This is a genomic window from Fusobacterium massiliense (assembly GCF_900095705.1).
GTDB classification, from domain to species: domain Bacteria; phylum Fusobacteriota; class Fusobacteriia; order Fusobacteriales; family Fusobacteriaceae; genus Fusobacterium; species Fusobacterium massiliense.
The window spans coordinates 196,804-223,612 of record NZ_LT608325.1; the positions used below are offsets into that span (position 1 = coordinate 196,804).

Sequence of the window (26,809 nt, forward strand, 5' to 3'; positions counted from 1 at the left end):
TTAACAGTATGATATAAAATATGATATAGTTTAATTAAATATAATAAAAAAGGAGAGATTATGAAAAAACTATTAAGAGTTGTTTTATCTTTAGTTTTAGGAGTATTTTTTATGGGATGTTTTGCTTCTAATGTTGATCTAGGAGCAAAAAAAGTTTTAGTAAAAGAATACAAAGGGTTAAAAATGGAATTAAGTCGTTCAGATTTAAGTGGAGTTTTCATTGATTTCCAAAATTTAACTAATAAAGATATTACTATTGTATGGAAAGAATCAACATTGGGTGGATCTAAAATTATGAGACACGATGCTATAGTATATCCAGCATTGAATGCAGAAGATACAACTTTACCTGAATTAGAAAGAAGAACTTTCGTAATTCATAGATTAGAAGATTTTTATTATTTAGACCCAGTTTTATATGCAAAAGGTGGAGTTAGAATAAAACCTTTAAAATATCCAGTTGAATTAAAATTGGTTATACAAACTAATGGACAAAAAGAAACTTTATCTGTTTTCTTAGATAATAACTATGAAAGTAATGAGAATGCTAAAGATGAAAGATATGCAGAAGATGTTTATAGCAAAGAAAGAAAAGTAACAGCTGATGTTAAAGATAAAGACTACCATAAAAATATATTAAACAGAAGATTAAAAGTTGATGATTTACCAGAAGCAAAAATTGGTAAAGAACATAAACCAGTTGTAGATACATTATATATTAATCACAAAACTGGAGAAAGATACTAAAACAAAAAAATCAGGAATTTTATTCCTGATTTTTTATTTTTCGGCTATTTGTCAAATAGTGTTGATGAAAAAGTTTAGACTATGACTTAGCATAATTAAGAGAATTTTTGAGAATAAAAACTTGAAAATTCTCTTTTTTTATTGTTACTAAAATTCATTATTGCATAAAAAAATTAGGCATTAATTGAAACAATTCCTTCTTGAATTAATATACGCTTTTTAAAATTGCTAAATTTTGAATATCCAAATGCAGTTCTTTTTATTGATTTAATTTTATTATTTAAACCTTCTATTACTCCATTAGTAATATTAGTTTCAAACATATTTTTAATATATTCCATATATTTTTTAAGAGTTTTTAAAGCAACTCTCATTTTCTCAGAAATTTTTTCTTTACTTCCAAGATATTTTTCTACTATTCCTTCAAATTTTTTAAAATTATTATGTTTAATTGCTTGGATAATATCTTGATATATATTAAAATTAATTTCTAATTCAGGTATTTTATCAAGAATATAATCTACTTTATCTTTACTACTTAATTTGTACTTAAAACTTTGACAGTAGTATTTTATTTCGCAAAGGTCAGGGTAATATTTTAATAATAACTTCCAAAATCTCTTTAATTTTCTTTTTAAAGAAGGATCTTGAATAGAGTTCATAATATATATTCTAGTTTGATTAAATGCTCTGTTAATAAGGTTAACAATATGAAATTTATCTAAAACTATTTCTCCATTAGGAAAGATAGATTTAACTAAGCTAATATATGGAGCATACATATCCATACAAATATATTTCACATTATTTTTAGATTTTAAAGAAAATCTAGAAAAATATTCTGTAAGAGAAGGAAGTCTTCTATCTTCCACTATATCGATAATGCTCTTACTTTGAAAGTCAGCAAAAACAAAAGACATAGCGCCATCAATATTTTTAACAGATTTAAATTCATCAATACAAATAGTTTCTGGTAAATGTTCTCTATTAACTTTAAAATTAGAATAGCAGGTATCCATAATTCTTTGCACAGAAGAGACGGAAATATTATATCTCTTAGCAATAGATGTAAGAGAAATATTTTTTTGAAGTTCAAGCGCGATAGTATATTTAAGATTATTAGATATACTAGAATTATTACTAACAACATTAGTGGAAGGTGAAAAAGTTTTTTTACAATCCTTACAAATATACCTTTGTATAGTAAGCTCAAGTTCAATATTGTAATTCTGGTAAGGAATATACCTAACTTTACGAATTCTTGAACCATTTTTAACAATATTTTTAGAGTTACAATGTGGACAAGCACAGTGATTAGAATTAAGAAATCCTTTAAAAACTTTAATAAAGAAATCGTTTTTTTTAATAATTTGAAAATAGTTTTCTTCTGGAAAAGAAATATTATTATCTTGAATATTTAAGATATTTTTGATAAAATCAGATGGAGACAATGAAATCACTTCCTTTATGGTTATTTTGAGCGATTTAATTTTAACAGGAAAATTTCATTGTCTCAATTTTTTTTTTATTAAAAAATGGCATTAATAGAAATTTTTTCTATCAACACCATTTAGTATACAACCTATTTTTCTATAGTAAAAGTATAAGATTAAATAGTGAGAATTAGTCTCTGACATACGTATTAGTTTGAAGAGCCTGTGTTCACTAGCTCGTAGAACTCTCATAACAAGGCTGTCAAGAGATGCTATTTGTTATTAGCTATGAAATCATTATAGTGTTCTGGGAAATATTTTTTTATAAGTTCTGCATATTTTTTACTATCTTTCATTTTTAAAATTGCTGTTGAGAATTCTTTTGCTAATTTTTCATCAGATTTTCTAAAAGCAATTGCTGCTTTTGGAGAGTTGTCAGCTATATTATCTATTTTTTTAATACCTTTCATAGTTTTTAGATATTCTTGTCCAGAAACATCAGCAATAATAACAGCATCTATTTTATTATTTTTTAAGTCTAACATAGCTTCGGTAAAACTATTATATAGCTTAGGTATAGATCCATTATTTTTTGCAAATTGTTCTTGGATAGTTCCAAGTTGAACACCTATTGTTTTGCCTTTTAAATCTTCTTTCTTTTTAAATTTGCTATTAGAATTAACTATAACATCATGTCCACCATTTGAGAAGAAAATATAAGGTATTGAGAAAGAAACAGCTTTTTTTCTTTCTTCTGTTGCAGACATACCTGCTATTACAGCATCAATTTTTTTCATTTGAAGTGCTGGAAGTAGGCCATCAAAACTCATATTAACCCATTTGATTTCATAGCCCATATTTTTTCCTAATTCTTCCATCAATTCAATATCAAAACCTTTTAATTTATTATTTTCAAGATATTCATAAGGTTTAAATTCGGCATTAGTTCCAACATATAATTTCTTTGCTGAAAATGATAAAGTTGATAGGATAAGCATAAGTAAAGTAATAATTTTTTTCATAATAATTCCTCCAATATATTTTTATAAAATTTTATTTTTTAAATGTTTCATTAAATTCTTCTTTTATTTCTTTTAATAATAGCTTATTAGAAAATAATTCTAGAGCTGTTAGAGTCATTCCAAGACAAGCTTCTTTCATTCCTTTGTATGCTTCAGGTTTTATAGTAGCACAAGCAAATTCTATTGTATGACCTGTTAGGTGTTCACTTGTAAGTGGAAAATTAGGATGTATTGTTGGACAACAATGACTTACATCTCCCATATCAGTTGAGCCAAAACTTTCTCGTTCTCTAATATCGGTAACTCCTAATAATTTTAAATTTTTTTCATATAAATCAGAGAGTTTCTTATTTGTAACAAGATCGGCAAAACTTGTTTCATAGTTTGTTATTTCTAAGGTTGCACCTGTGGCTAGAGCAGCTCCTTTTGCACAATTTTTAACTTTTTCAACCAATTCTTTTAAATCTTTTAAAGTTTTAGCTCTGACATAAAAGTTTGCAACAGCTAAGTCAGGAATAATATTTGCAGCTTCACCTCCTTTAGAAATAATTCCATGTATTCTAGAAGTTTCTAAAGTCTGTTGTCTTAGAGCATTAATAGAGTTGAATAAAATTATAACACTGTCTAAAGCATTTATTCCTTCGTGTGGAGAAGCAGCAGCATGAGCCGTTTTCCCCTTAAATGTAAATTGAATAGCTTCCATAGCATAAGAAGAACCACTTCTAAAATGTGTTGTTCCACAAGGATGAACTGCCATAGCAACATCAATTTCATTAAAAACACCTAGTTTAGCCATATTGACTTTTGCACCATTAGTTTCTTCAGCAGGAGTTCCTATAACTAAAATTTCTCCATTTAAATCTAAATTTTCCATTATATTTTTAATGATAATTCCTGTTGCAATACTTGTAACTCCAAAAATGTTATGTCCACAACCATGACCTATAACTGGAAGTGCATCATATTCTGCAAGTATTGCAATTTTAGGTCCTTTTCCTTTTTTAAAACTTGCTTTAAAAGCAGTTTTTAAATTAGCAAAACCTTTTTCAATATTAAAACCATGAGATTTTAATATTTGTGTGTGAGCTTCACAGGCTTTGTATTCTTGCAAACCTAACTCTGGGTTGTTATAAAGATATTCATTTAATTTTATAAAATCTTTTTTGTAATTTTCAAAAATGTTTGATGCTTGTTCTTTTATGTTGTTCATTTAGACCTCCTATATATTTTTATTGTTTAATTTTATATTTTCCTATAGAAATAAAAAAGCAATATAACTTTGTTATATTGCTTATGTTTTTATTGTATAGGAAAGTATAAAAAATAAATTGAGAAAATTAGTCTCTGACGTCCATATTAGTTTGAAGAGCCTGTGTTCATTGAGCTCGTAGAACTCATACGGCCGTCAAGAGATTTTATTTATTATATTATTTCTAGAAAAAATTTACATAAATATTATTAATATATATTAATATATATTAATAACATAAAGTTTTAGAATAAATTTTCTAAAAATTAACTAAAACCATCCTATATAAAAATATAGACTTGCCTCAAAATTAAGAAACAAAAATATCCCTTAAGCAATATTTTGATAAGTTATTTAATTGTGTAAAAATATATTGTTTCCTTATCCTTGACTTAAAGAACATCTTTGAACCTCCTTAAAATTTATTTTTTGTAATATATCACATAAAAAAAATATTGTCAAATTTTTTTTAAATAAAAATTCTTTTAACTCTTTTACCCAAACCACTCATAAATTCCCAAGCACAAAATTCATCAATATTTAAATCGTTGATAATATCAGCATCCATAACAGTTACTTCATCACCAATTTTTATACTATTTATAATTTCTTTTGGAATTTTTATCATTGTCATATCCATACAAATGTTACCTATAATTTCACATTTTATTCCTTTCCAAAGAACATATCCTCCCTTAGTTAGATATTTCTTTAACCCATCGGCATAACCAATGGGAATAACAGCATAAGTTTCATTTGCTGGAAGTTTATAGTGTCTTCCGTATGACACAAAACTTTCGTGGTGAATTTCTTTTAAAAATAAAATTCTGGATTTTAATGTATAAACATTTTTTAAATAAGGTGTTTTTTTATTTCCAGTAAAAGAATACATACCTATACCTAGTCTAACAAGATTTCCAACAATTTCGTCTGAAAAATTAGTAATTCCAGCACTATTTGAAATATGGATATATTTTAAATCTAAATTATTTATAATTTGTTTAAATTTTTCTATTTGTTCTAATGTAAATTTTTTAGTCTCTTCTGTTAAACCATCTGTATCAGAAAGATGAGAGAAGATGCCTACTAAGTTTAAATTATTTTCTCGACAGAAGTTAATAGCTTCTTCAACTTTGTCGACATCAAAACCTAGTCTTGTCATTCCAGTATCCACTTTTATATGAATTTGAGGATTTAAATTGTTTTCTTTTAGAAAAATAAGTTGATCCAAGCTACTTATAGCAACATGTATATTTCTTTTTGTAGCTTCAACAAGTTCTTCGTTAAATGATCTACCTAAAATTAAGAAATTTCCGTTTATACCTGCCTCTTGTAGCTCGATAGCTTCTTCAACATTGGCAACACCAAAAAAGTTGATATTGATACTTTGTAATATTTTTGCAATTTCAACAGAACCTAAACCATAAGCATTAGCTTTTACAACACCTAAAACTTCTCTATTTTTTGCAATCTCTTTTAATTTTAAAATATTATATATTAAATTTTCTTTGTAAATCTCAACCCAAGCTCTCATTATTGTGCCTCCTAATAAATAATAGGCTGTTGCAAATGCCACAGCCCATAATATCTAAAATATTATTAAGTTTTTATTATTTTTTTATAGAATTATCTAACTTCTTTACAGCTCCTTCGATAAAATTTTTGAAAACTTTATCAGAAATTGTAGCTATTTCATTCTTAGGAACAGAAAGTAAAGAGTAAATTTTAGAAGAATCTTCCCAAGCACCTTTTTGAGTAACTTTTTTCATAATTAAGTCAGTAGCATAAGAAGATAAATCAGATGTTACAGGTGAAACAACACTTTTTGAAAAACCATCCATATTTTTTATATATCCACTGAATAGACTATCCACTTCTTTTTTTACTTTAGATTTTAAAACAACTTCAGCTTCTTTATTAGCACGAGATTGAGCAATGATAGAACCACTTCTTGCTAAATTCGAAGAAGCTAGTACATACAATTCTTTTTCAGGATTAACTCTTGAAGAAACCGCATTTTTTATCGCAGCAGGAACTTCTCCAGAAGAAAAATTAGACGTTATATCATTTAATGAACTACAAGCAACTAGGCTAAATAAAGAAACTGCTAGTAGCAATATTTTTGATTTCATTACAAAATTCCTCCATTATTTCATTTTATTTTAATTTTATTATAACATACTAATAAAAAAAATAAAAGGAAAGAAATTAGAATTCTATTGAATTTATTTATTAAGTTAAAAAAAAATAATTTTTTAATAATTTATTTAATGATTTATTTAATGATTTATAGAAAAATATAAAATTACAAAGTAAATTTTTTTCTTAATTATCATATTAGTTTGAAGAGACTGTGTTTATTGAGTTTATAAAATATATATACTCGATCAAAGAACTTTATAAAAAACATAGATTTATAAAAAAAACATAAAATATATATTAATATAAAATATATATTGAAAAAACTTTTAAAATATACTAAAATTAAATGATGTTAAAAATATAAAAGAGGTGATGAAATGTCAATTTTAAAAAATTTAGCAGAAAATTTAGGTTTTATAAATATAAATCAACCAAAGAAAAAATATGTTACTTTAAGTGAAAATAAAAGTACAGAAGAAAAAGAAAGAGCTAAATATAAAGTTAAAAATATTGATAATTTGAAAGAAGAAGAAATTACAAAATGTCCTAAGTGTGGTGTTTTATCTCACAAAGCTGAAATACAACATAATATGAAAATGTGCCCTAATTGTAATAACTATTTTAATATGAGTGCAAGAGAAAGAATAGATCTTTTAATTGATAAAGGAACTTTCAAAGAGGAAGATGCAACAATGACTTCAGCAAATCCTATTGGATTTCCTGAATATGTTGAAAAATTTGAAAAAGCTCAACATGATTCTGGAATGAAAGAAGGAGTTGTAAGTGGATTAGGAGAAATAAATGGAATAAAAGTTAGTATAGCTTGCATGGATTTTAATTTCATGGGTGGAAGTATGGGATCTGTTGTTGGTGAAAAAATTACTTCTGCTTTAGAAAGAGCAATAGAGCATAATATTCCAGCTATTGTTGTGGCTATTTCAGGGGGAGCTAGAATGCAGGAAGGATTATTTTCTTTAATGCAAATGGCTAAGACATCAGCAGCTGTAAAGAAAATGAGATTAAAGGGATTACCTTTTATATCTGTCCCTGTTAATCCAACAACTGGAGGAGTAACTGCTTCTTTTGCTATGCTTGGAGACATCATTATAAGTGAGCCTAATGCAAGAATAGGATTTGCAGGACCTAGAGTTATTGAGCAAACAATAAGACAAAAACTACCTGAAAATTTTCAAAAAAGTGAATTTTTACAAGAATGTGGAATGGTGGATATTATAGCAAAAAGAGAAGAGTTAAAAACTATTATTCACAGAGTGCTTAGTAATATTATATAGGAGGGTACCATGCAATTTGAATTTCAAATAGAAGATATAGAGCGTAAAATAGAAGAATTAAAAAAATTTGCAGAAGAAAAAGAAATAGATTTAAGTGATGAAATAAATAAATTAAAAGATCAAAGAGATATTAGTTTAAAAATGCTATATGATGATTTAACAGATTATCAAAGGGTTTCAGTATCAAGACATCAAGCAAGACCATATACTTTAGATTATATTAAATATATAACTACTGATTTTGTTGAATTACATGGGGATAGATTATTTAGAGATGATCCGGCAATAGTTGGTGGCTTATGTAAAATAGATGGAATAAAATTTATGATAATAGGGCATCAAAAAGGTAGAACAGTTGAAGAAAAAGTTTATAGAAATTTTGGAATGGCAAATCCAGAAGGCTACAGAAAAGCTCTAAGACTTTATGAAATGGCAGAAAGATTTAATATACCAATTTTAACTTTTATTGATACACCTGGTGCATATCCAGGACTAGAAGCTGAAAAACATGGTCAAGGAGAAGCTATTGCAAGAAACTTAATGGAAATGAGTGGGATAAAAACACCTATAATTTCAGTGGTTATAGGAGAAGGTGGATCTGGAGGAGCTTTAGGACTTGGAGTTGCAGATAAAGTATTTATGTTAGAAAACTCTGTATATTCTGTTATATCTCCAGAAGGCTGTGCTGCAATATTGTATAAAGATCCAAGTAAAGTAGAAGAAGCAGCAAATAATTTAAAATTATCATCACATAGTTTATTGAAATTAGGATTAATAGATGGAATAATAGATGAGTCTTTAGGTGGGGCTCACAGAGATCCTGAATGTACAGCTTTAAATTTAAAAAGAGTTGTACTTGAAACATTGGAAGAGTTAAAAAGCATGTCAACAGAAGAACTATTAGAAAAAAGATACTCTAAATTTAGGGGAATGGGAGTATTTTATAAATAAAAAAAGGTGGAGAATAAGAAAATGGAAAGAAAATTAGCTATTCTAACAAGTGGTGGAGATGCTCCAGGAATGAATGCTGCTATAAGAGCTGCTGCAAAAATTGCAAAATCTTATGGATTTGAAGTTTATGGGATTAAAAGAGGATACTTAGGTATGTTAAATGATGAAATTTTTCCTATGAGTGAAAGATTTATATCAGGAATAATCGATAAGGGTGGAACTGTTTTATTGACTGCCCGTTGTGAAGAGTTTAAACAGGCAAAATTTAGAGAAATTGCAGCAAATAACTTAAAGAAAAAAGGAATTGAGTATTTAGTTGTAATTGGTGGAGATGGTTCTTACCGTGGAGCTAATTTATTATACAAAGAACATGGAATAAAAGTTGTAGGAATCCCAGGAACTATTGATAATGATATCTGTGGAACAGATTTTACTTTAGGTTTTGATACTTGTCTTAATACTATTCTAGATGCAATGTCAAAAATAAGAGATACTGCAACATCTCATGAAAGAACAATATTAGTTCAAGTTATGGGAAGACATGCTGGAGATTTAGCTCTTCATGCTTGTATAGCTGGTGGAGGAGATGGGATTATGATACCTGAAATGGATAATCCTATCGAAATGCTTGCTCTTCAACTAAAAGAAAGAAGAAAAAGAGGAAAATTGCATGATATAGTTCTTGTAGCAGAAGGTGTCGGAGATGTAATGCAAATAGAAAAAGAATTGAAACAACATATTAGCAGTGAAATTAGAAGTGTTGTTTTAGGACATGTTCAAAGAGGAGGAACTCCATCTGGTTTTGATAGAGTACTTGCAAGTAGAATGGCAGATAAGGCAATACAAGTACTAGATAACGAAGAAGGTGGAGTAATGATTGGTTTAGAAAAAAATGAAATGGTAACTCACTCATTAGATGAAGCTTGCTCAAGTGAAAGAATAAAAAGTATCAGAAAAGATTATGATCTTGCTGTTGTTCTATCAAGATAAGAAAGGAAGAAAAAATGGATAATATTTTAGAGCTTGTTAGAAAAGAAAGAAGAAAAAACCAAATAAAAAGAGAAATAGAAGATAATGATAGAAAAATAAGAGATAATAGAAAAAGAGTTGAACTATTATTAAACTTGAAAGATTATCTAAAACCAAATATGAAGTATGAAGAAATTTTAGATATAATAGAAAATATGCAATCAGATTACGAAGATAGAGTTGACGATTACATAATAAAGAATGCTGAATTAGGTAAAGAAAGAAGAGAAATCAGCAAATCTATAAAAGAATTTAAAAAGACTATTGAATAGGAGTTATTATGCCAACTAAGTCTTTAGAAAAATTAATATTAGAGTTTAATAAATTACCAGGTGTAGGTCAGAAATCAGCAACAAGGTATGCCTTTTATATCTTAAATCAGCCTGAAGAAGATGTGAAAAAATTTGCAGAGGCTTTATTAGATGTAAAGGAATATGTAAAAAAATGTAGTGTTTGTGGAAATTATTGTGAAAAAGATATTTGTGATATCTGTGATGATAATGCTAGAAATCATAGAATAATTTGTGTTGTTGAAGAAAGTAAAGATATTATGATTTTAGAAAAAACCACAAATTTCAGAGGGGTTTATCATGTTTTAAACGGTAGACTAGATCCTTTAAATGGGGTAACTCCAAATGAATTAAATATAAAATCTTTATTTGAAAGAATAGCAAAAGATGATATAGATGAAGTTATTTTAGCTATGAACCCAAATCTTGAAGGTGAAACAACTGCAATGTATCTGGCAAAATTAATGAAAAATTTTGGTATAAAAATTACTAAGTTAGCTAGTGGAATTCCTATGGGAGGAAACTTAGAATTTTCAGATACTGCAACTATTTCCCGTGCTTTAGATGATAGAGTTGAAATTTAAAAGGATTGACAATTCTTTTATAATAAGGTATAATATATTGTCATAAATTTTGGTATTCCGCTTTAATAAAAAATTAAATGAATGCTTATAGGAGGAAAGAATGAAAGAAAAATTAATCGAATTAGTGGAAAAACAATACTTAAGAACTGATATTCCACAATTCAAAGCTGGAGACACTATCGGAGTTTACTACAAAGTTAGAGAAGGAAACAAAGAAAGAGTTCAATTATTTGAAGGAGTTGTAATCAGAGTAAATGGTGGAGGAGTTGCAAAAACTTTCACTGTAAGAAAAGTTACAGCAGGAATTGGAGTAGAAAGAATAATCCCTGTTAATTCTCCAAATATTGACAGAATCGAAGTTCTAAAAGTTGGTAGAGTAAGAAGATCTAAACTTTACTACTTAAGAGGATTATCAGCTAAAAAAGCTAGAATCAAAGAAATAGTAAAATAAGAAAAAGAAAACTGGACTTTTTAAAGTCCAGTTTTTAATTTGTTGTATATGAAAGTATAAAAAATAAATAGAGAAAATTAGTCTCCGACGTCCGTATTACTCTCGAGAGCATTTCGGTGAGCTCGGAAGAGTCATACGGCTGTCAGGAGATTTTATTTATTATATAAGAAAGTATAAAATTAAATAATTCTAATAAAAGTAAAAAAAAGGCTATCATAAGATACCCTAACTTAATTGTTAATAAATTTATGGCGGTGAGAGAGGGATTTGAACTGCATTATATTATACACTTTTTGATAATTTTTATTTTTTTAATCTTTTTTTGTAGCTATCGTTATCTTTTGTTCATTATAATTTTTAATATTTATCCTTCTTTCACTCATAGTTGGTTAAGTTTAACTATTATATGTTTATTATACTTCATATATTTAGAAAAGGGCAAGATATTTTTATATCTTTTTTTAATTTCTAATTATAAAAAAGCAGGATTGAGATCCTGCCTCTGTGCTTATTCCTTGCAATAATATCCTAACATTAAATTTCTATCTAATGTTTAAAGCTCATTTTTTTCTCCTAATTGGAATAGTAGTAATTTTACAAGATCCTCGCTTTTTACTTTAGCAAAGTTTTCTTTAGAATCTTGAATTACATACTCTGGATCAGCATAATCATATATATATAAAGTTTCTATTCCTTCTATTTCTTTTATTACAAAGAAAATGTACAGTTCTTTGTAATGAAACATTGCTAGGTCAGCTGTTAGCTCATTCAGTATGTTTAAACTTTCAGTTAAGCTAATTGATGTTTCTATGATTTGATATTTTTCACAAATTTGAAGATATTTTTCAACATCTTCAAATTCATAAGTGATTGCCTCACCTTTATTTTTTAAGTATTCAGCTGTAAATAATATCATAAACTCTCCTTAAAAAATTATTGTATTTTGATTACACATTTCAACTACACAATCATAAACCTCAACCTCACAAAAATCATTACCAAAAAATCTTTTTTCTTTTCTCAAATTTTTAAAACCTCTTAAGTAATTAAAGCTGTATTCAATATTTGCTGTATTTTCATATTCTATAATATCTGATTTCTCAGGTAAATCTTCTAATTCAACCCAAGTAATTCTATTTTCTATTCCTTTTAAAAAATTAGTTTTCTCTATTTGTTTTCTAAGAATCTTAGGAATATAGATACTTTTAATTTCTTCAGGTTTTATTTCATTTTTTACATATTCATTATAAAATTCATTATTGTGATCATTAGCCATAAATTCAGTTTTTTTAGCATATTTTGTTTGAACTTCTAGTAATACAAGTCCGTATTGCATAAAAGTATTTAATTTTGTTTTAGGTTCAAAAAGATATACTACTTCTTTCGAGTTTGGACTTCTTTTACCTTCTTCCCAATTATCATTTCCAGTTATTGATACAGGAAGTATTCCATTTTTTAATATTTCTTTAAGTTCAGGTAATCCTACATTTTTAAATAATTTCATTTTAATTCCTCTTATTTTTTTAATAACATTTTTAAAGCTTCTCTCACTGTTTCAGCTATTGATTTTCCATTTTTATTGCTATATTCAATAACTTTATCATATAATTCTTCATTCAATCCTATTTTTATGCTATGATTGATTGGATCTTTTGCTGGAGGTCTTCCCATCTTTTTTTTATCTTTCATAATTTCTCCCTTGATTTTCATTATTATAAATGTTATAATTAATTACAAATTTAAAGTGGACATTTTTGAGCCTTCTTAGTTTAACTAAGAGGGCTTATTTCTTTTTATTTAGTTTTATTAATACAATTATAACTAGTATTAATGTTATAGGTTGTAATATGTCATTTATAGCTCTTAACACTTCCATTTTATCCCTCCTTTTTCTTTTCTTTTTAAAGGAAGATAGAGGAGAGTGGAGGAGTGAGATTACTCTCAAACCTCCTTTCTCTTGTTATATCTTATTTTCTCAATTGCCTAATAAGAACAATGATAGATAAGATATAAAAGATTATCTCCAATATCTCCTTTAAAGTGGACATCTTCTCACCTCCTTATATATCTATTATACTTTAAAGGTTCAAAAAAGTCAAGATATTTTTTTGAACCTTTAAATTTTTTTTATAAAAAAGGACAGGATTTTCCCTGCCCTTTTATTCTTTCTTTTCTTTATCTTCATCTTTTAACTGTTCTAATGCTTTCTTTAACTTTTTAGGAATGGGTACTCCTGCTTTTGCCGCATTTTCTACAATACTTAATAATTCAGTTGCACAATAGAATATTCCAACTAAATTTCTAAAGCCAATGTCTGGAACTAATCTATGCATTAAAGATGCTCCGCACAATAAAGCTAAAATCCATAACTTTTTTTCTATTCCTTTGTAGGCTCTTTTTAAATTTAGATTTTTTAGTTTATATCCTGCATATACTCCTGATGCATAATCAATTAACATTAAACCTATTAAAACCTTTGCTAATGTATCAAATCCACCAATAAGCCAAATTAGAAAAGCAACAAAATATGCCCATATTTTTACTATAATTGCCCCCACTATACCAACCCCTAACTATAATTTAAGTATCTTTTTCCAATGATTATAATAAGATACTGCTTCATCTGTTCTGTCTACTACGGCTTTATCCTTATACCCTTCATTTTCTAATTTATCTTTCCAAGAAGTTTCTCCAAACATTCTCACAGCTCTATACATAGCCTTTCTTTTTAGAAACCCTACTCCTAGTTCCTTCATAATGTGTAGAAAAATTTTATCAGATAAGGTTCTGTTTAACCCTGTGTTATTATACTTACTATAAAAAAAATCATGAATAACAGCAGCTGGAGTATATTTTCCAAATGGAGGGAATATAGTCCAAAATGAACGAGGGACTGAAGCTAGATCTGTTATAAAGCCTTTGGGTACAGTAATTCTGTACCCATTAACTTCATAAATATAATCCTGGAATAACTCATATCTTTTTCCATCATAAAGTGGATGTGTCACTAGTTTTGTTATCTCCATTATCTTTCCCCTCTTTTAATTTTTTAAAAATTGGTTGTAGTTCTTTTACTACTGCTTCTATTGTATTTTCATTAATAAAAATTCTTACATGAGGTGGTAATTTAGAAACAAATTCTTGAACTGCTTTCTTTTTAAGGTTTCCTAGACCTTTTCCTTGTATAGCCAATTCTTGTTTCATTACTTCATTTCTTACTTCAGTTGCTGCTTCCTCCTTTCCTTTATATCTCCAAGTCAATGCAATATAAGTAACTACTGAAAATATATACCCTAAAACTTGCCAAATTAATTTTTTATCCATAACTAAAAACCTCCTAAATTTTCATACCATTTATAAAATCAACTATAAAATGTGCCATTTTTTTTATATCTTTAAATTTACTTGCTTCTTCATTAGTTCCGAAGAAGGGTTCAACCAAAACATAAGTACAATTTGTATTGCATATTCCATAACCTCCTCTCGTTTTGGAATCAGTAATGAGGATTATCCCCTCTGTTTCTACTGTCTTTTCTATCGTTATTTCCTTACCATTTTTATCTATTTTCTTTTCTTTTAATTTGTTCCATTCTTTTCTTATATTACTTCCATACTCAGTTTTTAATTTTTTCATAAAAAGTTCAGCATATTTTTTAGCTTGTTCATTCTTAAAATAAACTAAACTTTCACATCCATTTGCTTGTTGAGAAGCAGCATTAAAATGTAATTCTAAAGCTAATTCATAATTATGCTTATTAATTTCAGCAACAACAGGTTTCATTTCTTGGATGTAATTTTGTTCAGGTTTTCTTGAGTAAATATCAATATTATCATCTAAGTTATTTATCTCATCACAGACACCTCTCCAGTATTCATATTCAGATAAATTTAAATATTTACTGTATGCTCCTTTTCCTCTTGGATTATGTCCAATCACTAATGCAAATTTTTTCATATTTTACCTCTTTTCTTTTTATTCCCATTTAATAGCTTCTAGTTCTTCAACATTTTTAACTTTTAATATTTTTTTAGTTATAGCAGTGTATTTGTTTTGTGCAGTTATAACTCTTAATATCCAAGAAAAATAAATTAAATTTAATTCTCCAAGAGATATATCTACAACAGAATCATCTTTTAATCTCCAAGGAGTTGTTAAAGTTTTTAAAAGATTTTTTAGCTTTCCAACTTTCATTGCACCTTTTATTTTTTCTTCCAGTTCTTCAGTAATTGCTATTCCCAATGTTACTAAGGCTTGTTTAATTACATTATAGTCTTCTGTTTCTCCAGCAATGTCTAACGCCATTTTTACACGCATAAAATTAATCTCATCGTATTCTTTCATTTGGAAAATCTTACCATCATGCTCATAAGAACCAAACATCTTGTCCAACAGAATTTCTCTGAACTTGTGTTTAAAAGTTTTTTTAACATCTTCCATATTTATATCCCAAGTATGAGTTATAGTGTTCCAGGTATGATAAGAGCTTGGCTGTGGAATAAATTTTAATTTTTTATTTTCAATATACTCCCCAGGTGTTAATTGAATTTCAATATCTTCTTCTATAAGCTCATTTCTAGTCATTTCTCTTATACTATTAGTTGTTGCATCATAAGTTGGATATTTGAATGGTTCACTTTTCTCAACTACTATATAGTCATCTTTATTTAATTCAGGATAATCTAAAAATAAATTATTATCCATAAAATCTCTAACTTCGTTTGCTGTTAGATTTACTGTGAACTTTATTTCTGCTTTTTTTTGCTTTGTATATATGTAGAACATAATTTTCTCCTTTCAATTTTGAATAGATTTTCAAATTTATTCAGTTTTTTATGGAATTTAATCACGATTTGAAGTCTTTTGATAACATTTTCTTAGGTTTTGATAACAATAATAAGTTAAAAAATTACATCAAACTTAATAAAAATAACATTAAATTCTTTATAAATTTGAAAATCTCCATACTTTTTTTCTAAAAAATACCTAATTTTTTCCTTGCTACTATAAGAGTATTTCTTATTTCTGTAGCACTTGTTTTTTGTATATAATGTTTACTTGTAACTCCACTACTGCTATGATTTGCATAACTAGAAGCAAGTCCTAATCCAGCTAAATTATTAATAAGATTTATGGCTGTTTTTCTTAATGTATGTGGATATAAATCTTCTATCCCTAGTATCTTCCCTAGCTTTTTTATTCTTTGCCTAATTGCTCCCTGTGTCATCTGTCTATATTCTTTCCTATACCTTGTGATAAATAGCCATTCAGATGTAATTCCTTTTTCTTCTCTTTCTTTTAACCATAATTTAAGTAATTCCTTACACTTTTGAAAAAAGAAAGCATTTACTATATAACCTTCTTTTTCTTTAACATCTGTAAAGTATCCATTTTCCAAGTCTAATTGCTCTAATTTTAAGTTTTGAATTGCTGATATCCTACAGGCACTATCTAAGAATAGTTCCCATAAAATTCTATCTTGTAAATCATATTTTTTAGTTTCAACCTGCATATATAAACGAACAGTCAGTATTTGCTCTGTTGTTAAAAAATAGCTATTCCTTATCTTATCTCTTTCTGTAAATCTTAATCTATCCAATTTCTCTGAAAATGGATGATATTTGATTTTATTTCTTCTAACACACCAGGCATAGAATGTTGATATTGCAGTGGTCTTATTCATTAAAGTTCTTTTACTATTTCCTAAATTCCTACAATAATTTCTATAATTTTCTATTATGCCAGGCATTTCTAATAAAGTGTCTTTACTTAATAAAAGCCTGTTTTTATATGACTTTTGAAACCACACTAGAAATAACTTAAAATTATTACAATATGTTTTATAAGTTGTTTCCCAAGTTTCCCAATTACTACTTTTACAACTATTTAAATACTCCAAATAAATTACCACATTTTCTTTTTTTAGATTTTCTAAAATCATTAATTGCATAATTAAACCTCCTATTTTTGATAAGTTAATTATACAATTCTTAAAATAATGGAAAATCTAATCGGAGTTATAGAAGTTGATAATCAAAATTTCTCAATCAAAATTAATTATTTAAAAGAAAGAAATTTAATTCTTTCAGGGAATTTTATTTGTAAAAAAGAATTTAGAATACCAGTCAATGGTCAACTTGATGTTTTAAATACTTCTATGACACTCAATGGAAATATTCAAGCCATTGTGCTTGGAAACAATGGTAATAATTTTTATAAAACCATTAAAATTTCTATAGAAAATGGGAAAATAATATCTGATGTTTCTAACTTTACACTATATGTTTTTTAAATAGAATTTTTTTACATTGTTCCAATTGCTATAAAAGTTCCACTTACGGTTGTTAGATTAGTTCCATTATTATTAGCTCTGATTGTTATTTTGTTTTTTTCTCCATATGACATAATAGTTAAGTTACCAGGAGTTCCTGTATGCCACGGAGTTGCCATAACACTAACATTTTTCAAAGTAACTGGGATAATTATATCTGTACTTTTGTTAAACTCAATATTTTTAAAAGTACCAAACACAATTGCAATATTTGAAAATTTTATTATATTTATTTCACTTTGATTACTAAAACTGAATAGATTTTCCACTGTGGAAAATTTCTTTAAAAACAGAGAGATTATTTTAACAAAAGACTTAGATAGAGATTTATTTTCTAGATATTCTGGGACTATCCCATCTGACATATTTCCATCTAAAATAATTAATATAATCTTAGAAGAGGGAAGTGGAGCCCCAGCTGGATACGACATCGTTGGAAATAAAATTACAGCCTTTTATTTTAATTATCAACTAACAGCAAAAAGAAAAGCTAAGATTATATATTATTAATTTTTCCACTGTGGAAAATCTATCAATATCTGCTGGTACTGAAATTTTAGTAAAAAATTTTTCTAATAAAAGTAACTTTACAGTACAAGAAATTATTTGGACAGAAGAAGAATACAGAAAAGCTATTAAAAACTATGATTTTATTAGTCTATATTTTTCTTCTAGTTATATTTCTATTCAAGGTCCTTTACTTACTAAAACGACAAGACCTTATGTTTCAATCCCATCAGCAAATGGAAATACGTTTTATCTATTTCTTGCAGAAGATAGAGATTTTATAAGAGTTATGAATACAGTAAATTTTAGTCCTATTAGATGTAATGAACTAAAAATTTATGGATTTAAAATTAGATAAAAACGTCGGTTGTATAGATACTAAATGAATTTAAGCTAGCTATAATATTTCCATTATTTACAAAAATTAAATATAAGCAACATTAATGGTAGCATTTCGAGGATTACTCGAAGGTACAATGTGCCCAATAGCTGCGGTATCTGATTCATAATTGTATGTAACATATTCGCAATAACCAGAAGTCTGTGCTGCACTTATAGATACGATAGTAGAATTTGAAGGAATTCCAATTTTGTTTTTAAAATTGCTGATTACAATTTCTGAAAAAACTAATATTCCGTTCTGTATTACTAAAGAGTCTTGTGTTATTATAGAATAACTTTTAATTTTGATTAGATTTTCCAATTTCTTACGATTTTGATAAATAGATAATTCTTCAAAGTCTGCATTTGGAACACTCACTCTACTAGTTTGGCTTTTTAAACAATAGTAATATTTTTGATTTCTTGGAAAATAATATACATTTCCTGCCACTGCCTGTTCAACAGGAAACTCTCCATTATTTTCTCCTAAAATTCCATTAAGATTTTGTATTAATTGATTTTCTTTATTATTAAGACTTTCATATAAGTATTTCCAAGTTATTGGAATTAATTGTTCATCAGGAGTTCCTGATGTTGCTTCCCAAGTTCTATTTCCACCAATATTTTTATACCAATGTCCATTGTCTGCTAGATATTGTTTATCTGCTTCTAAGTTATTTCTTCCTTTCAAAGTACCAACAGCTGTTAATCCTGTTTCTGTATAGACTTGGTTAGCAATATCTCTTGTTAAATAAATAATACTATCTCTTACATATATTTCAGCTTCTATATCACTTGAAATAGCCATATAGATATCTTGAATAGATTCATATGTTTTTCCTAATCTGTTGTTTGGAAAAGTATCAGCAGATACAGCTGTTGCATATGAATAAAGAATTTCTGTTATATCTCCTTCAATTTTTGCGTATACCCCAAATTCTTCTGTTTGAAAAGATTGTTCTACATTTTCATTTGATATTTGTACTGTTAAAACAGCAGTACCATTATCATTTGTTATATTCATTACATTTAAATCAAGTTTTTTATTTTTTAATTCAGTTACTTCTCTTAAATTTCCTGAATGTTTTTGATCTCCAAATGCTGCCTTGGTAAATAGAACTTTACCTTCCCCAGCTAATGCTCTTGCTAAAAGGTTTCTTCCAGCATTTGTAATGATGTGACTATTAAAATCAGCCATTTCTTTCACCTCTTTTTTCTAAAGTATATTTTCCATTTTTATTTACCAAGTTTAGATTATTAAGATAGAAGTAACTTGGTTGTGGATATAGTATTACTTTTGTTCCATATCTCATATGTGTTGCCATATATAAAGGAGATACAGAGTTATTTTTAAAAGTAATTCCTGTTAAATGTTGTGATTTCTTTTTTGTTTTTTCCACTCTATCTATCATAATATCTAGGTTATTTTTAGTTGTTCCCATAATTTCTATTTTGAATGTTCCATTATCCCCATTAAATTCTGGAAATTCCAATATATTAGCTTTTTCATAAAAGATATTTAAAACATCCTGAATAGCTTTATTTGTTCCCTTAATTGAATGGATTTGAAAAGATAATTTACATGCTTTTCTTTTTTCCTCAATAGACATAGAAAAATCATAAAAATCTACACTTAATTCTTTTGCAAGTATATCTATCTCTTTTTCTGTCATAGTATCTATTCTTTCAAGAAACTCTAAATATTCTATATTAGCAACAATGTGTTTTGAGATAAGTGCATCTATAACAGTTAATATAACTTTATATTGCTTATCATCTTTTAAAATGTCAGGAGCAAGGTTTCTTATGTTTGTTACATCATATATAAAATTTTGCTCTTTCATCTTGACTCTGCTCCTTTGTAAGAAATATTTATAGTTCCACATTTTGCTAAATAAAATTTTTGCCCTTTATAAGTTTGAGGAGATTTTATTTCTATTCTTCTTATACCTTCAACACTTTTAGAAATATCTATAATATCTTGCAAGTTTATACTTTCTCCCATTTTGAAAGATTTAGTATACTGTTCTAACGAATTTGTCAACTCTTTTTCTATTTCTGATTTCGACACTAGCGAACTATCATAAACCCAGTAATCTAAATCAATATTATAATTGTGAAATATTGGGTCTTTAATTTCTATCTGGTCATTTAAAACTTTAATATTTTTATTCTCAACTATATAATTTTTTATTTTTCTTTTTTCTTCTTGTGATATATGTTCCAAACCATTCACAACATAAATATCAATGTAATTAGGTTTAGGACTGTTTATAAAGACATCCGTAACTAGGTTAGATGATTTCTTAACCCAATATTCATAAGAGCCTTCTGAACCACCTGTAGTGAATGATTCAGGAATAAGTTCTAATCTACTTCTATACTCTTCATCTTCCTCTTCTTCTCTACCACCTGTCACATCTGTAATGTTAGTTATTTCTTTCATATACTCATATCTATCAACAATTTCTTTGATTTCACCAGCTAATATTTTTCCTAAATTACCAGCAATTTGAGCAACAGCTATCACATCAATATAAGTTTCTCCACTTCTTATTTTGTACTCTTGCTCTGTATAAAACATATAATTTTTATAAAGAAATCTTGTACCTTTTGCAATAACAACATCTTTTGCTACAACTGATGAAATATGACATCTAATTGTAGTTCTTGCTTTGTTAGCTTTTAATCTAGCTCCTCTTTCTCCATAAAAATTGCCTTTCAAGTCTAATCTTTCTTCTCTTGAATATTTTAAGAAGTTTTGTTTTGCTACATCATTCATATTTGCCTTTATATTTGATAATAATGCTGCAACTGTTGAGTATAAATATGCTTCTTTTGTACAAAGTTCTAATCTTTCTCCAGTAATTTCTTCATGAAATCTTAAAGCATCAGCTAAAATTGTTTCAGGATTAGAGTCTATTAAATTAAAATCTTTCATCTATTTCAACCTCACATTCAATTTCAAGTCCATTTTCAGTAGCCTTACATTCAACATTATTTAATGTAAGACCTTTTATATACTTACTAACTTGAATTTGTAAGTCATTAAAAATACTATTTTTTATTACAGTAATTGGTCTATCAACCATTCTATTATCTATTCCCAAATCTCTATGGAGTGGTACTGTTCCTCTTTTTGTATTTAACAGAATATATAATTCCATTAATTTTGGATGTTGAGGAATAGTCTTATTTGAAACTATCATATTTCCTCCTATTAATATCCTCTTAAATCATCTTCAATTAATCCGTGTAGCCATTTTTTTTCATTTTTATCTTTTGAGTAAACATTCTTTTTAGATTTTTTCTTTAATACTTTTTTATTTTTCTTTTTATTTTTTCCACTACTATTATTTCTTCTATTTTCTGTAGTTAAATTATTAGTAGCAGGTAAAAGAAGTCTATCTAACTTTGGGATATATTCTTTAAGAGTTAAAGAACAATTTACAACTTCTAGTTCTCCACTTGAATTTGTACTCTTTATTCCTTGTTTAAAGGCTGTTAACATAAATCCATACTTTGATAAAGGCTTATTTCCTAAGATAAGTGGATAATACTCTCCATTTTCACAAATTTTTTCCAATTTTAGTATTGCTTCATTTATGTTAGTTAGTGTATAAACTAACTTAATATTTAAAGAAATAGTTCTTAAATTTCTACGAATAAACTCTGTGTAAGGAGCTTCTCCAAGATTGTCATGATCTTCTGTTTTAGATGAAATACTTAAATCAATGGCATCAGGAGTTAAAACATTCCCACGAGCAACAGTAAAAATAATATCTCCATAACTTCCTAAATTACTTGAAAAATCAAATGTAGTGAAATTATTTAAAAAATCTTTTGTTAATCTATTTAGTACATTCATTTCTTAGTCATCTCCTTATATTCAATAGATTCAACATCTAATTTTCCTTCTTTTAGTGTTGCTTTATTTGTTTCAAATCCTTTTTCTGCTTTCATACTTCCCTTTATTATTGCATTATTTGAAACTGTTATACTTTTTTCTATTGTTGTATCTCCAGTTATAAGAACTTCACTATCTATTTTTGTTAAAGTTCCTTTTAACTCTATATTTCCATCTTCTTTTATTGTTAAACTTGCACCTTGAAAATCAATTTTATATTGATCTTCTTGAGAGTTACTTACATTTTTTTCAGAAAAATAGCTTCCAATTATAAAACCTCTTTCTGTATCATCTCCTAAAAATATACAAAACACAGGAGTATTAACCTTTGGAATAGAAGTTATTTTATTTTCAAAAGTGATAGGAGATAAAATTTGTAATCCCTCTGTTATTTGATTTTCATACTCAGGAAGTTGTACAGTAGCAGTATAATCAGTTGTATTAATATTTTGAATAATTCCTACTGTTCCTTTTAATGCTGAAATCATTTTTTATTCTCCTTTTTCATATCTTTTTTTATTTTGTACATTTCAATAGATGTAGTAAATTTTGGAAAATTATGTTGTAACCTAGTTACTACATAATTTCCTGAAAACTCTCCTGCATCAGATAATGCTATAATGCAACCAGAATATAACTCCTTACATCCAATAATTTTTAAAGTTGTTTCTATTTCTCTTTTATTGACATTTTCAAGAATTTTTTTTGCTAACTTTTTTAAGTCTCCACTTTTAGCCCTGGATTTTAAAGAATAAACTTTTTTATAACTATCAGACTTTTGTCCTGTTTCAAGTTCGTGTTTTGTTATAATTGCTTTTTCTTCTTTTTGTTTTTTAGTATTAAAGTATTTAACTTCAATAGCATCATAAATATCATTAGATTTATCTTTTATTTCAAATTCCTCAACATTGTTCAAACTAATACTTAAAAGAGGAGTATTTTCTGATAGTATTTCTTCCTCAAATAAGATAAGTATTCCACTAGATATTTTTAACTTTACTCCTTCATCCTGGGCAATCTTATTTAAGAAGGAAAAATCTTCCTCTTCCTCTTGTTTTATATTTTTTAAAGTGATATTGTCTTTTACTCTATAAAAATACTTTAGTTTATATTTATCAGCAAACTCTTTTCCAAGTGCTTCTAAAGAGATATTAGCCCATATCTTAGACCTTTTAACATCTCTTGAATTAAGTGGACCAGATATTCCTTTAAATGTTGCTGTTTTTCTGTTGAATTGTCTTATATCTATATTAAAAATTCCTACATCACTTTGGCTTTCTCCTTCAAATTCACTATTCCAATTAAGAGTTTTTATTCCAAACTTTATTTGAGTTCCCTTTGGAATAGCCCAGTTTGTTGTTAGAAATCTATTATTTTCATTATTAAGTTTTATTATAATTTCATCTAATGTACCTTCTAAATTATCTATAATTTCAACATCAACTATATGTTTTAATAATTCTCCAGTTACATCTTTATTATCTATAAAAAAGGTAGGAGAGGCTCTCCTAACTAAGTTTGAACTAGCCACGGAGCAACACCTCTCTTTTTATCTTCTTTTATTTCAGGAATAGAAAGTTCAACTCCAGCTGGAAAGATAACTATTTCAGAGAGTTCAATATTTTCTTCTAATAACTCTTTCATAAGATTTTCATTCCCAAAGAGTTTAAAAGCAATTAGATCCCAAGTATCTCCTGCTTCTGTCTTATAAACTTGTTCTTGCATAAGTTTCTCTTTCCTCCTTCATTTTTTCTAATTGTCTTTGAAGTTCATTTAACTTTTCTTGTAAATTTTCTATAATACTATTTTTAGTATCTTCAGATACTCCATTAAAAGTAAAACTATTGTAAATTTGATAAGTAATAGGCTTTTCACTACTTGTGCTATTTTCTGATTTACTACTTTGAGTAGCATTTTGAAGTCTATTTCTTAAACTTCCAAAGATACTTTCATTCTCATCTTTTGTAAGAACTCTTTCACCTTTGTGTAACTCAGCAATATAACCGTCAAATGGCACATAATTTAATCCATTAGCATGGCTTCCATTTATTGTAGCTTTTGCAGTTCCTATATTTTCTTTTTCTCCAATGATGTATTTCATTCCTGGTATTTTTCTTGCAAAATCTAATGCTTTTTCCTTTGCACCTGCTATTGCATCAGACATAAGTTCAAATGGCTTCGCAAAAAAGCCTTTTATTTTTTCTGCAATACTAGCAATAGTATCTTTAAAAGAATTTAACATTGCTGTAAATCTTTCAGAAAATCCAGTTTTTACTTTATCCCAAAGTCCAGTTATACTTTCCCATAGACCTTGGAAGAAACCTGTAACTTTATCCCAAATAGCACTAAAAATCTTAGTAAGTACTGACCATAAAGTTGAAAAAATTCCAACAATCTTATCCCATAGCCAAGTAATTTTATTTAATATCCAATTAAATAAATCTACAATACCTTGCCATATAGCTCCAATAACTCCACTAAGTACATTCCAAACACCTGTAAAGAATTCTACTAAAAATCCAGGAATAGCTTTTACAAATGCTTTTATTTCATCCCAATATTTAATAACAAGATATATTACACCAGCTATTACTGCAACAATAGCTGCTACTACTGCTACTACTGCTCCACCAACTGCTGCTATTGCACTTCCAATTGCACTTATAACTATCCAAACAACTTTTATAATTGGAATGATTACAGTTACAAATTGAACAATTTTAGATAGAACATTCAAAATTGTTAAAAATATTAAAATTTTATCTATTCCAATCTTATTTAGAATAGTAAAAATTCCCCAAAGTGCTGTTCCAATCTTTACTAGTGCATCTAAAAATATTTTTCCATTTTCAATAAAAGATTGCCAAAATTTATTGGCTTTTGTATCGTTAAAATTTCCAGAAAGAACATTTGAAAGTTCATTAAGCCATTCAATAGCTATATCAAGTAGTTGTCTTCCTCCTTTTGTAAAAATAGCTTGTCCTATTTTTATTTTTACATCTGAAATAGCTGATTCAAGTAATGCCCATTTACCAGAGTCACTATCAAGAATAGTATTAGCCATTTCTTTTGCTTTTCCAGTAGCATTTTCATTTTCTTTTGCAAACTGTGCTAATGCATCAGCTCCCTTGTACATAACACCATTAACTTCTTTTGTAGCAGTTAACAGCTTATTCATAGCTAAAGCTCCCTGATCTCCAAACATTTCTTTTAAAAAGGCTAACTTTTCTATACCTGACATTTTCCCAGTAACTTTTTCTAATTGTCTTACAAAATCAACAAGTCCTATAAATTCGCCTTTAGAATTTTTTACATTAATTCCAAGTTTTTGTAGGTCTTTTTGTACTTTACTGTCAGCTATCTTAGCAAAAGCTTGTTTTAAGTCTCTTCCTGCCTGTCCTGATTTTATAGCTTGGTCTCCCATTAAACCAACAGCAGCTGAGGCTGTTGCTAAATCTATATTCAAATCATGTGCTGAAGAAGATACATATTTAAATGCTTCTCCTAACATTTGAATATTTGTATTACTTCGTGACATAGTATTAGCAAGAATATCTGCTGCATGCCCAACATCATTTATTCCAATATTAAAAGCATTCATATGATCAGATATCATATCTGATATCATGATGAAATCTTCTCCTGAAGCAGTTGCTAGGTCAAAAATAGGTGGAATTGCTGCTATTATCTCTTTTGGTTTAAATCCAGCTAATGCAAATTTTTCCATACCTGCTGCTGCCTCTTCAGAAGTAAATATTGTTGTTTTTCCAACTTCCATTGCTTTTTTCTTTAAAGCTTCATACTCTTCAGCAGTAGCTCCTGTTAAAGCTTTAACTTTTATCATTTGTTTGTCAAATTCTAAATATTCTTTAGCTGAAGAAATTCCTACTCCAACTGTTGCAGCTATTCCAGCAGTAGCTGCATATTTTAATCCAGTATTGAATTTATCTTTTACATTTTTAAATGTTCCCTTTGCACTTTTAAAAGCGGCTTGTTGAGCAAGTAGTTGTTTTTCTTTTTTTATAGTTTGGTCAATTTCACTTTGCAAATTGTCAAAAGGAATTTTCAATTTTTTAAGTTCCATTCCATACTTTTGGAATGATTTAGATTGTGCTTTTATAGTTGTTTCTAAGGCTTTAGCTTTTTTGGTTAAGCTTTCATATTTCTTTTTTTCAGCATCAGTAAGACTATTATTTCTCTTTTTTATCTCATCTAATGCCTTTAATTCATTTCTAAGTTTTCTATACTTAGAAACATTGTTCATTATCTCCTTGTTTAGCTCTTTTTGAGCTTTTAAAGTTCTTTGAGCCTTTTCCATTTTCTGCCTAGCAACTCTTAAATTCTTAACTTCATTAGCTAATTTTTTTAAATTACCAGGTAAAGACTTATCAATAACTCCTTGCACTCTCATAATCAAATCCATTTTCTTTCCCAACAATATCACCTCCTTCTTTTTCTTAGAGTTTCTTCAACTGTTTCTATAAGTTCTCTTATT

34 protein-coding genes are annotated in these 26,809 nt (G+C 27.5%); 10 read left to right on the top strand and 24 right to left on the bottom strand.

The features are described 5' to 3' along the window. Positions 1–60 precede the first annotated feature (60 nt). A complete protein-coding gene (locus tag BQ2505_RS02000) occupies positions 61–747 on the top strand; it encodes a hypothetical protein (protein ID WP_074016133.1) in 687 nt (228 codons plus the stop codon). Between the two features lie 173 nt (positions 748–920). Here BQ2505_RS02000 and BQ2505_RS02005 read toward each other — a convergent pair whose 3' ends face one another. The 5 genes from BQ2505_RS02005 to BQ2505_RS02025 form a co-directional block, all read right to left on the bottom strand. Further along, positions 921–2,207 (bottom strand): ISL3 family transposase, encoded by a 1,287-nt coding sequence (locus BQ2505_RS02005; protein WP_083232312.1) that lies wholly within the window; start codon positions 2,205–2,207, stop codon positions 921–923. A 245-nt stretch (positions 2,208–2,452) separates the two neighbouring features. Continuing rightward, positions 2,453–3,202: a basic amino acid ABC transporter substrate-binding protein gene (locus tag BQ2505_RS02010; RefSeq protein ID WP_074016135.1), complete on the bottom strand. Its 750-nt coding sequence runs from the start codon at positions 3,200–3,202 to the stop codon at positions 2,453–2,455. Positions 3,203–3,233: 31 nt separating this feature from the next. Then, entirely contained in the window at positions 3,234–4,412 is a 1,179-nt protein-coding gene (locus tag BQ2505_RS02015; protein WP_074016136.1) for a M20 family metallopeptidase, read from the bottom strand. 508 nt (positions 4,413–4,920) lie between these two features. Next, positions 4,921–5,985 (bottom strand): alanine racemase, encoded by a 1,065-nt coding sequence (gene alr, locus BQ2505_RS02020; RefSeq protein WP_074016137.1) that lies wholly within the window; start codon positions 5,983–5,985, stop codon positions 4,921–4,923. Between the two features lie 76 nt (positions 5,986–6,061). After that, entirely contained in the window at positions 6,062–6,583 is a 522-nt protein-coding gene (locus BQ2505_RS02025) for a hypothetical protein (protein WP_074016138.1), read from the bottom strand. A gap of 387 nt (positions 6,584–6,970) precedes the next feature. Between BQ2505_RS02025 and accD the strand changes: the two genes are divergently transcribed. The 6 genes from accD (at position 6,971) to rplS (ending at position 11,190) form a co-directional block, all read left to right on the top strand. Further along, entirely contained in the window at positions 6,971–7,885 is a 915-nt protein-coding gene (gene accD / locus BQ2505_RS02030; RefSeq protein WP_074016139.1) for an acetyl-CoA carboxylase, carboxyltransferase subunit beta, read from the top strand. Positions 7,886–7,894: 9 nt separating this feature from the next. Further along, on the top strand, positions 7,895–8,836 hold the full coding sequence (locus BQ2505_RS02035; protein WP_074016140.1) for an acetyl-CoA carboxylase carboxyltransferase subunit alpha: 942 nt from the start codon (positions 7,895–7,897) through the stop codon (positions 8,834–8,836). 21 nt (positions 8,837–8,857) lie between these two features. Next, the gene (gene pfkA, locus BQ2505_RS02040; protein WP_074016141.1) at positions 8,858–9,826 is read left to right on the top strand and encodes a 6-phosphofructokinase; all 969 of its coding nucleotides are present in this window, start codon (positions 8,858–8,860) and stop codon (positions 9,824–9,826) included. Between the two features lie 14 nt (positions 9,827–9,840). Further along, the gene (locus BQ2505_RS02045) at positions 9,841–10,137 is read left to right on the top strand and encodes a DUF496 family protein (RefSeq protein WP_074016142.1); all 297 of its coding nucleotides are present in this window, start codon (positions 9,841–9,843) and stop codon (positions 10,135–10,137) included. Between the two features lie 8 nt (positions 10,138–10,145). Continuing rightward, the gene (recR, locus tag BQ2505_RS02050) at positions 10,146–10,739 is read left to right on the top strand and encodes a recombination mediator RecR (RefSeq protein WP_074016143.1); all 594 of its coding nucleotides are present in this window, start codon (positions 10,146–10,148) and stop codon (positions 10,737–10,739) included. Between the two features lie 100 nt (positions 10,740–10,839). After that, positions 10,840–11,190: a 50S ribosomal protein L19 gene (gene rplS / locus BQ2505_RS02055; RefSeq protein ID WP_074016144.1), complete on the top strand. Its 351-nt coding sequence runs from the start codon at positions 10,840–10,842 to the stop codon at positions 11,188–11,190. 553 nt (positions 11,191–11,743) lie between these two features. Here the strand turns inward: rplS and BQ2505_RS02060 are convergent. The 9 genes from BQ2505_RS02060 to BQ2505_RS02095 all read right to left on the bottom strand — a co-directional run bounded on the left by BQ2505_RS02060 (position 11,744) and on the right by BQ2505_RS02095 (position 17,138). Beyond that, positions 11,744–12,106: a hypothetical protein gene (locus BQ2505_RS02060; protein WP_074016145.1), complete on the bottom strand. Its 363-nt coding sequence runs from the start codon at positions 12,104–12,106 to the stop codon at positions 11,744–11,746. A gap of 9 nt (positions 12,107–12,115) precedes the next feature. After that, entirely contained in the window at positions 12,116–12,694 is a 579-nt protein-coding gene (locus BQ2505_RS02065) for a hypothetical protein (RefSeq protein ID WP_074016146.1), read from the bottom strand. 11 nt (positions 12,695–12,705) lie between these two features. Then, positions 12,706–12,879: a ribbon-helix-helix domain-containing protein gene (locus BQ2505_RS08710; protein WP_154662205.1), complete on the bottom strand. Its 174-nt coding sequence runs from the start codon at positions 12,877–12,879 to the stop codon at positions 12,706–12,708. A 470-nt stretch (positions 12,880–13,349) separates the two neighbouring features. Further along, a complete protein-coding gene (locus BQ2505_RS02070; RefSeq protein ID WP_074016147.1) occupies positions 13,350–13,748 on the bottom strand; it encodes a phage holin family protein in 399 nt (132 codons plus the stop codon). A 15-nt stretch (positions 13,749–13,763) separates the two neighbouring features. After that, complete coding sequence (locus BQ2505_RS02075; RefSeq protein WP_074016148.1) at positions 13,764–14,216, bottom strand: DUF1353 domain-containing protein; 453 nt, start codon at positions 14,214–14,216, stop codon at positions 13,764–13,766. Next, positions 14,179–14,514 (bottom strand): hypothetical protein, encoded by a 336-nt coding sequence (locus BQ2505_RS02080; protein ID WP_074016149.1) that lies wholly within the window; start codon positions 14,512–14,514, stop codon positions 14,179–14,181. Before BQ2505_RS02080 ends, BQ2505_RS02075 begins: the two co-directional genes overlap by 38 nt. A 13-nt stretch (positions 14,515–14,527) precedes the next feature. Then, complete coding sequence (locus tag BQ2505_RS02085; protein ID WP_074016150.1) at positions 14,528–15,145, bottom strand: N-acetylmuramoyl-L-alanine amidase; 618 nt, start codon at positions 15,143–15,145, stop codon at positions 14,528–14,530. Positions 15,146–15,163: 18 nt separating this feature from the next. Then, positions 15,164–15,973, bottom strand: coding sequence for a hypothetical protein (locus BQ2505_RS02090; protein ID WP_074016151.1), 810 nt, complete (start codon positions 15,971–15,973; stop codon positions 15,164–15,166). 190 nt (positions 15,974–16,163) lie between these two features. Next, the gene (locus tag BQ2505_RS02095) at positions 16,164–17,138 is read right to left on the bottom strand and encodes a tyrosine-type recombinase/integrase (protein WP_074016152.1); all 975 of its coding nucleotides are present in this window, start codon (positions 17,136–17,138) and stop codon (positions 16,164–16,166) included. Positions 17,139–17,186: 48 nt separating this feature from the next. On the opposite strand from BQ2505_RS02095, the gene BQ2505_RS02100 reads away from it, so the two are divergent. Then, the gene (locus BQ2505_RS02100) at positions 17,187–17,480 is read left to right on the top strand and encodes a hypothetical protein (protein WP_074016153.1); all 294 of its coding nucleotides are present in this window, start codon (positions 17,187–17,189) and stop codon (positions 17,478–17,480) included. A gap of 11 nt (positions 17,481–17,491) precedes the next feature. Here the strand turns inward: BQ2505_RS02100 and BQ2505_RS02105 are convergent, their stop codons facing one another. Continuing rightward, positions 17,492–17,788, bottom strand: coding sequence for a hypothetical protein (locus tag BQ2505_RS02105; RefSeq protein WP_074016154.1), 297 nt, complete (start codon positions 17,786–17,788; stop codon positions 17,492–17,494). 1 nt (position 17,789) lies between these two features. On the opposite strand from BQ2505_RS02105, the gene BQ2505_RS02110 reads away from it, so the two are divergent. Together BQ2505_RS02110 and BQ2505_RS02115 are read left to right on the top strand one after the other, a co-directional pair. After that, entirely contained in the window at positions 17,790–18,029 is a 240-nt protein-coding gene (locus BQ2505_RS02110) for a hypothetical protein (RefSeq protein WP_074016155.1), read from the top strand. Between the two features lie 10 nt (positions 18,030–18,039). After that, the gene (locus BQ2505_RS02115; RefSeq protein WP_074016156.1) at positions 18,040–18,384 is read left to right on the top strand and encodes a hypothetical protein; all 345 of its coding nucleotides are present in this window, start codon (positions 18,040–18,042) and stop codon (positions 18,382–18,384) included. 66 nt (positions 18,385–18,450) lie between these two features. On the opposite strand, the gene BQ2505_RS08910 is transcribed toward BQ2505_RS02115, so the two are convergent. The 9 genes from BQ2505_RS08910 to BQ2505_RS02160 are packed head-to-tail and all read right to left on the bottom strand — an operon-like array spanning position 18,451 to position 26,752. Next, positions 18,451–19,605, bottom strand: a complete 1,155-nt coding sequence (locus BQ2505_RS08910) for a phage tail protein (protein WP_235817362.1) — start codon at positions 19,603–19,605, stop codon at positions 18,451–18,453. Continuing rightward, on the bottom strand, positions 19,598–20,251 hold the full coding sequence (locus BQ2505_RS02125; protein ID WP_074016157.1) for a phage tail protein I: 654 nt from the start codon (positions 20,249–20,251) through the stop codon (positions 19,598–19,600). The genes BQ2505_RS08910 and BQ2505_RS02125 overlap by 8 nt, the downstream gene beginning before the upstream one ends. Next, positions 20,248–21,348 (bottom strand): baseplate J/gp47 family protein, encoded by a 1,101-nt coding sequence (locus BQ2505_RS02130; RefSeq protein ID WP_074016158.1) that lies wholly within the window; start codon positions 21,346–21,348, stop codon positions 20,248–20,250. The genes BQ2505_RS02125 and BQ2505_RS02130 overlap by 4 nt, the downstream gene beginning before the upstream one ends. Further along, complete coding sequence (locus BQ2505_RS02135; RefSeq protein WP_029491714.1) at positions 21,335–21,616, bottom strand: hypothetical protein; 282 nt, start codon at positions 21,614–21,616, stop codon at positions 21,335–21,337. Before BQ2505_RS02135 ends, BQ2505_RS02130 begins: the two co-directional genes overlap by 14 nt. An 11-nt stretch (positions 21,617–21,627) precedes the next feature. Then, entirely contained in the window at positions 21,628–22,275 is a 648-nt protein-coding gene (locus BQ2505_RS02140; RefSeq protein ID WP_074016159.1) for a phage tail protein, read from the bottom strand. Further along, a complete protein-coding gene (locus BQ2505_RS02145) occupies positions 22,272–22,802 on the bottom strand; it encodes a phage baseplate protein (protein ID WP_074016160.1) in 531 nt (176 codons plus the stop codon). The genes BQ2505_RS02140 and BQ2505_RS02145 overlap by 4 nt, the downstream gene beginning before the upstream one ends. Continuing rightward, positions 22,799–23,845, bottom strand: a complete 1,047-nt coding sequence (locus BQ2505_RS02150) for a phage late control D family protein (RefSeq protein WP_074016161.1) — start codon at positions 23,843–23,845, stop codon at positions 22,799–22,801. Before BQ2505_RS02150 ends, BQ2505_RS02145 begins: the two co-directional genes overlap by 4 nt. Beyond that, entirely contained in the window at positions 23,827–24,039 is a 213-nt protein-coding gene (locus BQ2505_RS02155; protein WP_029491718.1) for a tail protein X, read from the bottom strand. The genes BQ2505_RS02150 and BQ2505_RS02155 overlap by 19 nt, the downstream gene beginning before the upstream one ends. Next, entirely contained in the window at positions 24,020–26,752 is a 2,733-nt protein-coding gene (locus tag BQ2505_RS02160) for a phage tail tape measure protein (RefSeq protein ID WP_235817363.1), read from the bottom strand. Before BQ2505_RS02160 ends, BQ2505_RS02155 begins: the two co-directional genes overlap by 20 nt. Between the last annotated feature and the right edge of the window lie 57 nt (positions 26,753–26,809).